The organism is Granulicella sp. dw_53, from assembly GCF_018449545.1.
GTDB lineage: Bacteria > Acidobacteriota > Terriglobia > Terriglobales > Acidobacteriaceae > Edaphobacter.
The window spans coordinates 171,741-184,603 of the sequence record NZ_JAAVUR010000001.1; the positions used below are offsets into that span (position 1 = coordinate 171,741).

Consider the following 12,863-nt stretch of genomic DNA (forward strand, 5'->3'; position numbering starts at 1 on the left):
AAGCGCTATCGTTCGACGGCCAGGTAACGTCAAGTTGGCTTTTAGGAGGCAATGTCGGAATCGATCGGTTTATTGGCCGGTCCGATCGCTCAATTCTTCGACATCGCCAGGCCCGTGACTAAGACATCCGTGTTGTGCGCGAAACGAAGACCGTAGTAGCCATCCGTCGATTTCAGCTTGCCGGCCCCGGTGAGCACTGCCTTGTCGTAGCTCGCGACGACCGATCCATTGATCGAACACGTTACGGTATTCCCTCTGACCGAGAGAGCGACCTCCTGGGTTACGGGCTGGCCTTTACCCGGTGCTTTATGAACAGCACTGTTGCTTTCACCCAGAAGCCCATTCATTCGGAACGGCGTTGGTCCGAAGCCGCGCACGATAAACTTACCGTTTCCAAAAGCAGCACAGTAAAGCTCGCTTTGGTCGGGAGTCCCCATATCGTTGCCTCCGATGAACACGCCATAAGGATGTGCATGGGAGTTGAGATTCATGTACTTGGGCTCGTTGAATGTTGCCCTGACGGCGAAATCTCCAGAGGCCGTCGCATTCGACATCCAATACGTGGTTGCAGGACCCGTCGTGACATGAAGTGCATCGCCCTCTTGAATGAGCCTTGCATCATTGAGGGTCATGCCCGCTTTCTCCTCGGCGGCATCAACTTTCCCATTCCATCCTGGAACTTTAACGCCGCCATCTGTAACGGCGCGCGAACCTTCTACGGTCGGGCTGCCTGCGCCGCCCACAAACTGTTTCCTGGCAAGGAAGAGTGCGATAAATAGGACGACCGCACAACCGATGATGATCTTGTACCTTGTTTTCATTGTTTGACCTCATATTGGAAAAGTGTTCTTGCGGACATCGCAGAGAGTCGCCGAGCTAGCTCGGCACCGATTTCGTTTTGATCCGCTCGCTAATCATTGAAACTGCTCTACGTGCGCTAAGGGCTGCGCCCTCCTGCCAGCCAGGGATGTGACTGACCGTATCGCCCGCGAAGTAGAAGGGGCCATCATTCTTGATGACAGTGTTGTAGCCGTCGCTTCCGCCAAACGTGCGAATCCAAGATCCTTCGTTCCATTTCACCCGGCGCCATCCGCAGAAGACAGGCTTCGCGAGTTCCTTCCCGTGGCCCGGATGGAACTTCTCCACCACAGCCCGCGAAGATGCGAACTTTTCTTCCAGGCTCATGTTCCAGAGCGGCGATCCCACTTCTTCGCCATATCCACTAAGCAGAATGCCGGTTTTGCTCATCAGGCCCGCACTCGGGTACCAAACGATGCCGGGCCCCTGCAAGGTGTACGACAGACCGCCGTAGATGTTGTAGTCCCTCTCCCAGAATCTTCGGCTCTCCCAAACCGTCTTGTAAAAGCCAAACGGTACACTACCCTCTACAACCGTCTTCACCTCTGGTGACAGATCGTTCGGAATCTTCTTCAGCATCTCGAACGGTAGAGCGATCACGCAGTATGCGGCTTCGGCCTGCTTTTTAATACTCGCCTGGACATATTGCACCGCCACGCCCTTGTCGGTTCTGCGAATGGCCTGCACCTCAGCTCTGTAATGCACGATAGAACCGAGTGATTTCGCAAAGGCATACGGAATTCGATCCATGCCTCCCACGGGCTGCATCATTGTGGCCTGCCAGTCCCACGTCTCTTCCGTCAGCATGAACTGCCAGAAGTTCTCATCGAGAAGTGTGTGCATATCGACTGGCTCTTCGACGACTCCATCGTCCGTTCCTGCCCCCGGAGCCGCCTTATATCCTGCACGGGGTGAGCCTCGATAAGCTCCCTTGGGATCGAGCGGGCCATAGACTTTGAGAAACCCCATCATGCGTTCGCGGTCCTCCTTAGTTAGCTCAGCATCCAATGCGCCGCCGCTGATGCTCTTCGCCAGCAATTCTGAGACATGACCACGCGTGTCGTTGATGGCCTTGCGTTGAAGCATCGGTGCGCCGCCGTTTGCTTTATCGTTTTGTAAAAAAGTTGAGCGGGACGTATTGATCTCGACTTCCATGGGCACGCCGAGTTCGTGAGCATACTCAAGCATGGTCCAGTGAGTGCTGGGCAATCTCGCTGGGCCGAGATTCTGATAGTTGCCCGCCTCCCAATTCACCGTTTGCGTTGTGCCATCAACGAATTCGATCTTCGTCCCGGCGCGCGCCGTCCAGTTACGACCGCCTGGACGGTCTCGGACCTCTAGAAGAATCACGTCATAACCCAGTTTCTTCATCTCGTAAGCAGTCACTAGCCCACCAATGCCGCCACCCAGGACAATGACCTTCACGCCTTTGCCAATGCCAGCCGAAGCCTGGATAGGCTGCACCTGTTCGCCCTTGGCTGCCATTAGGCCAAGGGACTGCATCGTTGCGAACGCTGCGCTGTATCCGCCAGCCTGCCCGACCCGCATCAGAAAGTCACGCCTCGTAATCCCCATCGATTGCCCCTTTTCGTCGCCGTCATGCGGCGCTGATTAACTCCATCGCAACGGAGTTGCGAGGCCACGCGAATCAATTGAAATGCTTGAATGGGGCAATAATAGTTGCGACCGCTAGCATTGTCAATGCTGGCGAGCGCTATTATTGCTGCGGCTGGGCATTGACCTCTACTTGCTCACGTCGTTATCGAGTTTCTAACGCACGTCTCGGGGAAGCGTCTGGACAAGTGCCAAATCGCCGAGGCACTCATCGAGGCCAGATTAGTAATGGGATGGGTGAATCGAATCCCGTAATAGCCGATGGACAACAGTTATTTTGGGCCGGACAGAGCTTCCCCTCGCCGCTGGTAAAGTTGCCAACCGAGAAGAGGCAAACTGACGAGGACGAGCGGAGCGAAGAAAACAAAGACCAGCCACCACACACCGGTTGCCTCTGGGTCCTGTCCATGATGACTTCTGACGTATGTGCCAACGGCAAAATCGGTTATCGACGCAATGAGCACCAACGCGGCAAAGATTGGACCCAAACGCGAACGCACCCGCAAGAATATGATGCCGGCCAAGGCGAGCGCGGCTCCCGTGAGGTCGCCGATCACGACCACATTCAACACTTGGTCAGAGATCGCATACCCGTCTCGCCGAGCAACTAAGAGATAGAGCGCAAGATAGCGGAAAACGTGAACCCATAAAGGCGCGGTTAGCGCTTGGCGCTTGTCCAACTTCTTGAGCCAAGGAGCTACGTACCAAATTGCGATTAAGCTGTAGACGACAAGGCTGATGAATAGACCCTTTACCATTTTGTTGACCTCCATTGATGGTTAAAACTTCGGCGCAAGCTTCTGTGCAATGATTTGGGTCTTGTCATAGTCGATGTTCGCCCCGATGCAGCAGCCGAGAGTGTGGCTGTCGCCGCAGCACAGCGGAGCATGATTGGCGTTGACCTCTACTTGCTCACGTCGTTATCGAGCTTCCAGCTGCCCTGCAGCTTCCTTACATAAAAGATTTGGCCCGTGTGATAGGCATTGTGAGTGCTGATGTGTTCAATCGTGGGAGCGATTTCTAAGAGCGTTCGATCGTCCGAATGTTCGACCAAGTCTTCGAGAGAGACCATCACTGTGTTGAGATCACGAACGAGCTTGCTCCACTTCGAGGGATCGAAGTCATTGAATGTCTCGTCGTTCGTTTGAGGATTCTTGACGGGTTCACCTTTGAGTTGAGCGAGCGCATTCGAATCCCAGAACAAGATATGATTTGCAATCATTCCAACGGAGTGATTCGCATTTGGATTGACCTTGCCAGAGGCGTTGGTAGGTATCCATTTGGCTTGTTCTGCCGTTAGGCCCGAAATCGCCGTGTTGAGGGGAAGGAACCATTCGGGTTGAGTATGGGTGGAGCGAAGTTGCGAGAGCAGCAGAGCACGAAGTCCCGCGACACTCGATTGTGAGTGCGGCGCGTTCTTCGATTGCGCGAAGGCGGTACCGGATAGAGCCAGCGCCAAGGAGATGGACAGTAATCTGGCTGCGGACGTATGCGATTTCTTGTGCATCTTGCCTCCTAGCGCTTTTTGAATTCGAGGAACAGATTCTTGAAGGGGAGCGTGTAGTACACATTTGCACTTGTCCGCAGTGCGTCGCTCGTGTTGTAGCGCGCTGGATACCACGCTTTGACAGCGATCTCCGAAGCGAGGAACGGCGAGACGATTGCGGGGATGGAAGGAACCGCTTTTCCGCTCCGCGTGTGAGCCACGAGAGACGAGACGAATACATGGGAGACACGAGGCAGTAAGCCGGTGCAGTCGCAGCGATGGTACGTCACATCCTGGCGCAACAACTCGCCGAGTCCGTAGCGCAAGGTTGTCCCTGCAAGGTATTGCCCGTACCTGGATGCATATCGCTTCGCGTAGCCATCTGCACCTTCGCCCCACTCAGGTATGGCACCGTGCGCAGGATGATTTCCCGGGCCAACAAATCCGTCAGGAGGATATGGAACCTTCAACGTGCGGCTTTGGTCGACACCTGCCTGAAGCGCGGGTACGAGGAATGCTCCCGGTCCAATCAAGTCGTAAAGGAAGAGCTTCTCGCGCACCTTCATGGGGCGGTAATTCGGATTGGGCGCAGGAGACGGGACTGATGATGACTGAGACGTAGCACCGGGGCGCTCGTTCTGAGATGTCGATACCGGCATCGGCGAGTCGGGAAGCTCTGTATTGACGATTTCTGCCACGGCAGATGAGGACACTGCCTGGGCCACCAGTTGCATTCTCGATCCGCCAAGGAGACAGAGGAGCACTAGAGTTGAAAGGTGGAACTTGGAGCGAATCAACGCGGGAACATTCTTCATTTGAGGGACACTTCCTTCTGAACAATCAGTTGTTTGGGCTTATGAGCAAATAGATCGCCTACAGCGCAGAGTGTTCTTCGGCGGCCTGGGTAGACAGGCCCGGCTGATCGTTCAGCCGGTGGTAGGTGAAGTACGAAATGAAAACAACCGTGATTGGAATCACGAGCCTCACCCCTTGGGCGAACCCTTGAACGGCAAAATGGCACCACGCTGCTCCGACGAAGTCGAAGACGAAACCTGCATAAGCCCATTCCTTGAGCCTTGGATACTTGGGTACCAAGAGAGTGATAGCGCCAGCTATTTTCAGAATTCCGATCAGGTTCATGATGTAAAGGGGAAAGCCTATTTCGTGGAATTTCGTATCCATAATCTGCGTGTGCAGCAGATACGAGGTCCCGGTGAAAAGAAACACGCAGCAAAACAAACCTGTGCTTGCCCAATACGCGATCTTCAAAGTCTTCAGAGTTTTCATTGGTTGCTCCTGAGCACTGTTTCTATGTGGGGAGCCCCATATGGGGCCGGTATTCCGAATCGCGGGGATCTAACGTGTCGCCTTCGCTTCCGCGTACAGAGCCGACACAAACCGATCAGCACTATTGCCTAGGCCAGCGGGCAAGGGATCTGTCCCACCCGGAACCTTGGCGTCGTACGGAGTGGTGAGCTTCGCAGCGATCACCTGTTGAAGCGAGGCTCCACTCGCCACCATCGCCTGAACCTTGGCTCGAATATCTACGATCATGTCGCGGTAGTCTTTGACATCTGCGAGTGTGGGCAGCGACCCATGCCCAGGCACGAGCTTCGTATTTGCATCAGCGGTACTCAGCAACAGATCGATGGCTTCGAGCGTTCCCTTGAATGAGGCACCGCGAGTCGCGTCGACAAACGGATAGCCGTAGTTGCGGTAAAAGTCGCCGATCATGATGACATTGGCCGTTTCGAAGCGGATCATCGTGTCGCCGTTGGTGTGGCCTGATGGAAGGGGGATGAGATCTACCGTTTCACCGTCGAGGTGAATCTTCAACGGCGAATTGCTTCCGTAGGTCACGATGGGAAGGCGCTCGGGATCTTTCCAAGAAGCAGCATCTCCAATCGCTGCCAGAACTGCCGGAGGAGGTGGCGTGATGAGAGCCTGTCTCACTTCTTCACGGGCGAAGATGAGAGCACCCACCTTTGCAAACTTAGGATTTCCCCCAGTGTGGTCAGGATGATAATGGGTGTCGATCAGAAACCGGATCGGGCCGGGATTGATCTGCTTGATCGCAGCAGCGAGCTTATCGGAAAGAGGCGCGTAGGTCGCATCGACCATCAACACTCCCTCCGGTCCCGCCAGGATACCGATACGACCGCCGGCTGCTTCGGGATGGCCAGCATCCGCGCCGGGCGAGCCGGTAAGGATGTAGACATTCGGCGCGAGCTGCTGGGGAATGAACTGTACTTTCGCGTAGTTAATTCCAGGCCCCTGGGCGACAGCCAGTGCAGTAATCATTACCGCAGCAAAGGCAAAGAACGCGTTCCTAAAAATGGTTTTCATGCTGTATTCGCTCCTTCGATCGAGCACTGAAGTGCAACCGATCTGGACTTGATTACAGCTCCCTTTGAAGACCTGCTTCGTAAGCTTGTGTGAAGTTAGGTAAAGCAAGAGAGCTCTCAAGGCTTACTGCTGTTGCACTTTGAAGTTCGTCACAAATACGTCCGTATTATGCGCAAAACGAAGGCCATAAGAACCGTCGAATGACTTGAGCCTCTTGGGTCCAGTCAGTGTGGCTTTGTCGTATGTGCCGACCGCAGCTCCATTGATCGAACAAGTGATTTTGTCGTCCTTGACCGAGAGCGCGATGTCTTGCGTTACAGGCTGGCCTTTGTCGGAGGCTCTATGGATGGCTTGATGTTTCTCTCCAAAGAGACCGTTTAGTCGGAACGGTGCTGGCCCAAACCCACGCGCTATGAATCTTCCGTCTCCGTACGCGCCACAGTAGAACGAGGTTTGGGACGAGGTCCCCATATCGTTCCCGCCGATGAAGACTCCGTAGGGATGAGGATGAGAATTGAGATTCATGAACTTGGGTTCATTGAAGGTCGCTGTCACCGTGTAGTTTCCTGTGACAATCGAACCCGTCTTCCAGTAACTAACGGCTGGACCGGTTGTGATGTGAAATGCACCGGTTTCCTCTGCAAGCCTTGCATCGGAAATTGACATGCCAGCTTTCTGCTCAGCGGCATCGACCTTTCCACTCCAGCCGGAGATCCCACCATCCGTAACCGCGCGTGAACCCTCCGCGGGTGGGCTTCCCGGCAAACCTACGAGACGCTTGCGTATGGATGTGCAGCCCGTAAGAAGAACGATGACCATCATTGAGGCAACGAACGATTGGAACCTGATCTTGAGCATTGCTACCTCTATTCACATCGGTAGAAACGCGCTGCATCGCTAGCCGCAGTCCGCGTTCCCCAATGCACATTACAAGGGGAACGCACACCCACTGACGTAAGGGTCTGTAAAGGTTTGTAAGGAGGAGCCCACTTCGACGTAGGCGGTGGGAGGGGCTTCTCAGCCTTCCACCAGCGAAGAATTACAGACCACGTTCATCAGCACAGAGATGCACGAGTTCAAGAGAGAGCAACAACCACTCGTCCTGTGCCTCACCAACCAACCGATTGCAGAGGAGGCAGATGGACTGAATGCCTTGTGCCGTCAAACGATGCTTGAACCGACGGGATTGCAATTCGTTGTCTGCATTATCCCGGCAAATGGTTTGAGGAGAAGAGGATGAACGGGCGGTCTTCATCGGGCCGCCTCAAGTTGATCTCGCAACATCCGCCGCGCACGGACCAAGCGGCTTTTGACTGTAGGCTCCGTCAAGTTGAGAGTTCCTCGAACCTCGGCGATGGAAAGTTCGTCAACGTAGTAGAGCTTGATGATCTCCCTGTACATCTTCGGTAACCGCGTGGTGCATCGCTCAAGTAGAGCTTTCGACTCTCCCGCATATAAGGCAGCATCGGGCGTGGGTCGGGAATCACGTAGCTCAAATTGGGGTCTGTCGTCATCGCCCGCCAGGTATTCATCGAGGGAGACCGCGCGGTCGCGCTTGCGCTGCCGGAGGCAGGTCAAAGCCTGATTAATGGCAATGCGAGTCAGCCAGGTTGAGAATTGTGACTGCCCACGGAACTGATGGGCTTTTGTCGCTACGCGGTAAAGCGTTTCCTGTACGGCATCTTCAGCATCTTCGTGATTTCCAGTGATACGGTATGCAAGTCGAAACAGTCGCGACCGATAGCTGGCGAAAAGTGAGTCGACAGACGCGGCTCCCGGTATGGTTCCCGGAAGCGTAAGAGAGGCGGCGTTGGATAAGGCATTCATCGCTGTGGGTCGATTACATCGCTTACGGCAGCCTCACAATGTAAAGAGATGTTTGGATCGGTAAAGCCCTCAGCAGATGGGTTGAGCTAAGGGGAGGCGAATGGTCACAAGGAGACCCCGCCCTGATGTTGCGTTTGAGGCTTGAATCGTTCCGCCATGAAGTCGGATGACCCGATCCGTGATTGAGAGACCCAAGCCGACGCCGTCGTCGTCGGCGGCTCTATCAGCATCGATAACGCGATAGAACGGCTCGAAGATGTTGTTAAGCTCCTTTTCGGGCACACCCTCGCCGTAGTCCCGAACGGTGATGGTCACATTTGCGGGGTCCGCCTTGTTCGAGCCGGCGAGATGGATGTCCACGGATGTGTTCGGAGCCGTATGTCTTACGGCATTTCGCACTACGTTTTCGATGGCGCTCCGCAGTAGGCTGTAGTCACCCTGCAGGGAGATGTCAGACTCGCTTGTGACGAGTACATGGCTCCCCGCTTTTTGTGCTTCAAAATCGGCGTCCGAGGCAATGCTTCTCACCAAATCGCTCAGTGCCAAACGGGTGGGATTCAAAAGGGTAGCTGTGTTCTCCAGCTTCGTGACGGTCAGTAGACGACCGATCAGTTCGTTCAGGCGTACCGTGTCGGTCTCAATCCTCACGAGAGCAGCGTCCTCGCCAACTCTGCCACGCAAAAGATCAATCGCGACATTCATGCGGGTTAGCGGTGATCGCAGTTCATGCGAGATGTCATAGAGCAACTGTCGTTGGCGCGAGATCACTCTCTGGTTGGTATCCGCCATGCAGTTAAAGTCCTGGACAAGATCTCCGAGTTCATCACGTCTCTTCGTGAGGTGCTCGTCTGCTCGAACGCTCAGATCGCCAGCGGTGATCCTTTGGGCAGCCAGGCGCAGATTCAAAACTGGCCGTGTCACGAATCGCGCCAGCGCGTAACAAATCCACCCCGAAATCAAGATGGCGAATCCCCCACGGAGAAGCAGCGAGGGGATATTGCTTTGTAGCATTGCGCGCGGCGCAACCGGGAGTTCAGAAGCAAAGAGGAGCGGCTCTCGATTCTCCTCCGCAATGCGCACAGCGATACGGACCGTTCCATTGGGCATCGAGAACTCGGAACCCGCACCCCGTTGGATACCACGAATCATTGGACCGAAGGTGTCACATTGCGTTCCGGCCATTGTCTGCCCTGCAGTGTTGAAGAGACATGCGCGAATTCTCACATCACGCGAGAGATTTGTCAGATACGTGGTTCCCGCTGCCTGACCCTGGCCTTCGGTGATGTGCGCGGCAGCCGTGCCAAAATAGCGCACCGTCTCGACTAGACCTTCATGATCTTGTGGACGTATCTGACGATTCTGAAACATCACAATCGCTACGAGAGTGATCCCGGTTAGGAGGACCGTTGCCCAAAACCACGAGAAAATCTTAAGGAAGAGCCTTGTCATAGATCACTTCCGTTTGACTTCGGCGTCAGGATGTATCCGGTGCCACGCACGGTCTTGATCCGCTCAACTCCCCGGTTCGTACTCAGCTTTTTCCGAAGATTACTAATATGCACATCGACGGTGCGGTCAGCGAAGCCGAGGCTACGTCCCATCGCTGCATCGGTTAGAAAATCCCGCGAGAGCACACGCCCCACGTTGCGAACGAGCACTTCAAGAATCGCAAACTCCACGGTTGTGAGGACGAGGGGCTTTCCCTGAAAGCGTGCCTCGCGTCGCTCTGCATCGATTGCGATATCGTCCGCGTCGACGCGAGTTGAAGTCTGGCTTCGCTCTTCGACCCGCCGTAGGATGGCTCGAATGCGTGCGATCAGTTCTCTAGGATTGAAGGGCTTCGGAAGGTAGTCATCCGCTCCAAGCTCTAGGCCAAGGATACGGTCGATGTCATCTCCTTTGGCCGTGAGCATCAACACCGGCACCGCAGATTTCGTTCTTAGCGCCTTTAGAACTTCCATGCCACCCAAGCGCGGCATCATGATGTCCAGAATCACCAGGGAATATTGACAAGTGGTTGCCAGCTCAAGACCCTTCCGACCATCGTGGGCTGCCTCAAGCTGAAACCCTTCCGACTCCATACGCTCGGCCAAGAGCACGGAGAGCTCCCGATCATCGTCAATTATCAACAGCCGGCTCATGCCTTCACGTTCAATCTCCATGTCCATCCTAAGGGCCGGAAGCAGTGCCGAGATACCGCCTTTACATACATTTACATTGGGCATCTCGGCACGGCTTCGCATGTCTCGTTGCTACTGAACCGGCTTCATCGGAGCGGTAGCGAGGAGGCTTTCAAGAGGAAGCCAGGTGGTCAGCGGAACAAGGTCGTATGTTCCCAGCTTCGCCTTATCCAGCGGAAGATCTTCGAGCATCTTCCGAGCGTCCTCCACTGATTTCACATCCAGGACTAATATCAGTCCGTTCCGATCCTGTCGCACAAACCACTGATCGATCTTTCCCGACAAGTACAGCCGGACGATCGCATTGCGTTCGTAGGGTAAGGTGTTCTGAACCTCCGCTGATCGCGGGTCCGCCAGCAGGCGGGACATCGCAAGAACCTTCACCGTTGGTCCTGTTGGGCCCGTCGGGGTTGATGATGCGTTGGTGGACTGGGCAGAGCCTTGTATTACGCAAAAGGTGGCTGCCAGGAACAAATAAACGATGTGCCTCTTCATGAAGGTCTCCTGAGATCGAAAAGCAATTGAGATAGGGAGAAGCGGGACAAGACCGTTACTTTACGCTGGCTGGCGGAATGACTCCGTTCATGCGGAGGTATTCGACCATTTGGCCGTATTCGTCGGCTGTGTGTACGACGACGCCACCGGCTGCAGTGGCTCGCGTTACAGACCCGCCTCCAGGCGCGTTGACGCTCTCGAAGGCGTTCGCGGTCGTGATCGTGCCTATGGCCTTATGCAGGAAGGCGAACGAAGCTGCAAGCGCGGCGACGATTTGGTCTTTGTCCTTGAGCTGCGCGAGGGACTTCAGATCCACATCGGGTTTGATTCCTCCGAATCGAGCACCGAAACCGTAGTTCGCCTGCGTGACGTGAATTACCAGGGCTCCAAAGGTGCGTACCCCGCTGAAGTCGGTCTTCTGGGACGGTACGAAGATGGCGGCACTTGGAGCAAAGTCATATTTGTCTGCGGGCATCGCTTTGACCAGACTCATCATCTGGTTCTCGGTGCCGCTGAGCATAGCGTTGAGTGCCACGGATGGTTCGATGATGGAACCAGGGGGTGTGTTGGAGGTTGAGGTCTGCGCTTTCGAGCAAACTACACAACAGAACATTGCAGCTGATAACAAGAGACGCTTCATATGTCGTAGTCCTTTCAAATGGTTGTTAGTTAGTGGTTACAACGGCTGATCAGTTCAGTACGGTCGCTCTTCTATGTGTATGGCGACCCTTCGTTTGGGCTACGACCGGAGTCATTATTCATTCCGAGAAGCAGTTGCCTGCGGCTTCAACGCCACTGCAATGAGCAAACCTACACATCCAAAGATCGCGACAGACCATGCCCAGAGTGAGTACATGCCACGGCTAATAAGGCCACCGCTGAGGAGCGGCGCAAGAATCGCACAGACAGAAAATACCGACTGATTGACGCCCATCACTGCGCCTTGCTTCCCAGGACTCACTCGCTTTGAAAGTTGAGACAGTACAAGCGGACGGAGAATTGAGGCGCCAATGTTCGCGACCGTGAGAAGTGGGAGAAGGGCGATTAAGTTGGTACAGAATCCGACCCCAACGAAGCCGGCGAGCAGGAGCAGAAAGCCGAGAGAAAGTAGATGTTCTTCACAGAATCGTCGTGTCAAAGATTTCATCAACGAGATCTGAACAAGGATGTTGATCAATGCAACGTAGGTGAAGACCAATCCAATGTTCGCCGGGTTGAATGGATGGTCGTGAAACGTGAACCGGCCTGCGAGAAACAGCGCTTGTCCTGACATGTACGTTGAAAGGGCAAGGTAGAAAGCTGTCATCAACCATGCAATGTGATTTGTGGATGGCGCGCTGAATACGTTTGAGATTGTCCGCAAGGCAAACACTTCGTCAAATTCCCGTGAGTGTCGCAGTGGCTTATTGTGTGGGAGAAATATCCACGTCAGAATCAGGCTCAGAAGCGAGAGCGCAGCCGCTGCCCAGAGCGGCGCGTGAATGTTGCGGAGGGAGAGTAGTCCGCCAAGGGCGGGACCAATCATCATCCCGACCCCAAACGCGGCACCGATAAGACCGAAACCTCTCGTGCGTTCAGCAAAGGTTGTGTTGTCGGAAACATAGGCTTGCGCAACCGACATGTTGCCTGCACTCAGGCCATCAATGATGCGCGAGAGAAAGATCAACCAGAGAGAATTTGAGAGTGCGAAGAGGACGTAACCGACCAGGGAGCCCAGTTGACTCACAAGCAGAATGGGCTTGCGTCCGAGGCGATCGGACAGTTGGCCAAGAACCGGTCCAGCAAGGAACTGGCAAAATGCGAAGACCGAGATGAGTGTCCCAACAGTGAACGCCGAAGCTCCGGTTCTTTCCGTGTAAAAAGGGAGCAGCGGTACAACAATACCGAGCCCCATAAAATCGACGGCAACAATCAAGACGACGGGGAGCATTTCTCGCAGAGGAAACGCCTTGTTCGATCCGAACGAAAGTGATGGAGAAGGTTCACTTGAAATGGGAATCGGGATGTCGAGTGTTGCTTCACTTCGGGTAGTCATCTGGCCTCGTAACTTGCTTAGC

Annotated in this window: 15 protein-coding genes; all 15 read right to left on the reverse strand. The window is 54.6% G+C overall.

The genetic code is table 11. The features are described from left to right. Positions 1–89: 89 nt before the first annotated feature. The 15 genes from HB393_RS00760 to HB393_RS00830 all read right to left on the reverse strand — a co-directional run bounded on the left by HB393_RS00760 (position 90) and on the right by HB393_RS00830 (position 12,841). Entirely contained in the window at positions 90–821 is a 732-nt protein-coding gene (locus tag HB393_RS00760; RefSeq protein WP_213803238.1) for a hypothetical protein, read from the reverse strand. Positions 822–876: 55 nt separating this feature from the next. Beyond that, positions 877–2,433, reverse strand: a complete 1,557-nt coding sequence (locus tag HB393_RS00765; protein WP_213803239.1) for an FAD-dependent oxidoreductase — start codon at positions 2,431–2,433, stop codon at positions 877–879. Between the two features lie 311 nt (positions 2,434–2,744). Then, complete coding sequence (locus HB393_RS00770; RefSeq protein ID WP_213803240.1) at positions 2,745–3,230, reverse strand: hypothetical protein; 486 nt, start codon at positions 3,228–3,230, stop codon at positions 2,745–2,747. A gap of 146 nt (positions 3,231–3,376) precedes the next feature. Beyond that, a complete protein-coding gene (locus HB393_RS00775; protein WP_213803241.1) occupies positions 3,377–3,979 on the reverse strand; it encodes a DinB family protein in 603 nt (200 codons plus the stop codon). An 8-nt stretch (positions 3,980–3,987) separates the two neighbouring features. Next, entirely contained in the window at positions 3,988–4,773 is a 786-nt protein-coding gene (locus HB393_RS00780) for a hypothetical protein (protein ID WP_213803242.1), read from the reverse strand. Positions 4,774–4,831: 58 nt separating this feature from the next. Further along, the gene (locus HB393_RS00785; RefSeq protein ID WP_213803243.1) at positions 4,832–5,245 is read right to left on the reverse strand and encodes a DoxX family protein; all 414 of its coding nucleotides are present in this window, start codon (positions 5,243–5,245) and stop codon (positions 4,832–4,834) included. A gap of 69 nt (positions 5,246–5,314) precedes the next feature. Further along, entirely contained in the window at positions 5,315–6,304 is a 990-nt protein-coding gene (locus tag HB393_RS00790) for an MBL fold metallo-hydrolase (RefSeq protein ID WP_213803244.1), read from the reverse strand. A gap of 123 nt (positions 6,305–6,427) precedes the next feature. Then, positions 6,428–7,162, reverse strand: coding sequence for a hypothetical protein (locus HB393_RS00795; protein WP_213803245.1), 735 nt, complete (start codon positions 7,160–7,162; stop codon positions 6,428–6,430). Positions 7,163–7,343: 181 nt separating this feature from the next. Then, the gene (locus tag HB393_RS00800) at positions 7,344–7,559 is read right to left on the reverse strand and encodes a hypothetical protein (protein WP_213803246.1); all 216 of its coding nucleotides are present in this window, start codon (positions 7,557–7,559) and stop codon (positions 7,344–7,346) included. Next, complete coding sequence (locus tag HB393_RS00805) at positions 7,556–8,131, reverse strand: sigma-70 family RNA polymerase sigma factor (RefSeq protein WP_213803247.1); 576 nt, start codon at positions 8,129–8,131, stop codon at positions 7,556–7,558. Before HB393_RS00805 ends, HB393_RS00800 begins: the two co-directional genes overlap by 4 nt. A gap of 69 nt (positions 8,132–8,200) precedes the next feature. After that, complete coding sequence (locus tag HB393_RS00810; RefSeq protein WP_213803248.1) at positions 8,201–9,499, reverse strand: ATP-binding protein; 1,299 nt, start codon at positions 9,497–9,499, stop codon at positions 8,201–8,203. A 77-nt stretch (positions 9,500–9,576) separates the two neighbouring features. After that, positions 9,577–10,293: a response regulator transcription factor gene (locus HB393_RS00815; RefSeq protein ID WP_255550698.1), complete on the reverse strand. Its 717-nt coding sequence runs from the start codon at positions 10,291–10,293 to the stop codon at positions 9,577–9,579. Positions 10,294–10,383: 90 nt separating this feature from the next. Then, positions 10,384–10,806, reverse strand: a complete 423-nt coding sequence (locus tag HB393_RS00820) for a hypothetical protein (RefSeq protein ID WP_213803249.1) — start codon at positions 10,804–10,806, stop codon at positions 10,384–10,386. A 55-nt stretch (positions 10,807–10,861) separates the two neighbouring features. Next, positions 10,862–11,341: a DinB family protein gene (locus tag HB393_RS00825; RefSeq protein WP_345944960.1), complete on the reverse strand. Its 480-nt coding sequence runs from the start codon at positions 11,339–11,341 to the stop codon at positions 10,862–10,864. 219 nt (positions 11,342–11,560) lie between these two features. Beyond that, a complete protein-coding gene (locus tag HB393_RS00830; RefSeq protein ID WP_213803251.1) occupies positions 11,561–12,841 on the reverse strand; it encodes an MFS transporter in 1,281 nt (426 codons plus the stop codon). Positions 12,842–12,863: the final 22 nt, after the last annotated feature.

Excerpts from the sequence above, each read along its gene's own strand:
- HB393_RS00830 (WP_213803251.1), bottom strand. The coding sequence starts at position 12,841 with ATGACTACCCGAAGTGAAGCAACACTCGACATCCCGATTCCCATTTCA.
- HB393_RS00810 (WP_213803248.1), bottom strand. The coding sequence starts at position 9,499 with ATGTTTCAGAATCGTCAGATACGTCCACAAGATCATGAAGGTCTAGTC.
- HB393_RS00775 (WP_213803241.1), bottom strand. The coding sequence starts at position 3,979 with ATGCACAAGAAATCGCATACGTCCGCAGCCAGATTACTGTCCATCTCC.
- HB393_RS00805 (WP_213803247.1), bottom strand. The coding sequence starts at position 8,131 with ATGAATGCCTTATCCAACGCCGCCTCTCTTACGCTTCCGGGAACCATA.
- HB393_RS00790 (WP_213803244.1), bottom strand. The coding sequence starts at position 6,304 with ATGAAAACCATTTTTAGGAACGCGTTCTTTGCCTTTGCTGCGGTAATG.
- HB393_RS00770 (WP_213803240.1), bottom strand. The coding sequence starts at position 3,230 with ATGGTAAAGGGTCTATTCATCAGCCTTGTCGTCTACAGCTTAATCGCA.
- HB393_RS00820 (WP_213803249.1), bottom strand. The coding sequence starts at position 10,806 with ATGAAGAGGCACATCGTTTATTTGTTCCTGGCAGCCACCTTTTGCGTA.
- HB393_RS00800 (WP_213803246.1), bottom strand. The coding sequence starts at position 7,559 with ATGAAGACCGCCCGTTCATCCTCTTCTCCTCAAACCATTTGCCGGGAT.
- HB393_RS00765 (WP_213803239.1), bottom strand. The coding sequence starts at position 2,433 with ATGGGGATTACGAGGCGTGACTTTCTGATGCGGGTCGGGCAGGCTGGC.
- HB393_RS00760 (WP_213803238.1), bottom strand. The coding sequence starts at position 821 with ATGAAAACAAGGTACAAGATCATCATCGGTTGTGCGGTCGTCCTATTT.
- HB393_RS00795 (WP_213803245.1), bottom strand. The coding sequence starts at position 7,162 with ATGCTCAAGATCAGGTTCCAATCGTTCGTTGCCTCAATGATGGTCATC.
- HB393_RS00785 (WP_213803243.1), bottom strand. The coding sequence starts at position 5,245 with ATGAAAACTCTGAAGACTTTGAAGATCGCGTATTGGGCAAGCACAGGT.
- HB393_RS00815 (WP_255550698.1), bottom strand. The coding sequence starts at position 10,293 with ATGGAGATTGAACGTGAAGGCATGAGCCGGCTGTTGATAATTGACGAT.
- HB393_RS00780 (WP_213803242.1), bottom strand. The coding sequence starts at position 4,773 with ATGAAGAATGTTCCCGCGTTGATTCGCTCCAAGTTCCACCTTTCAACT.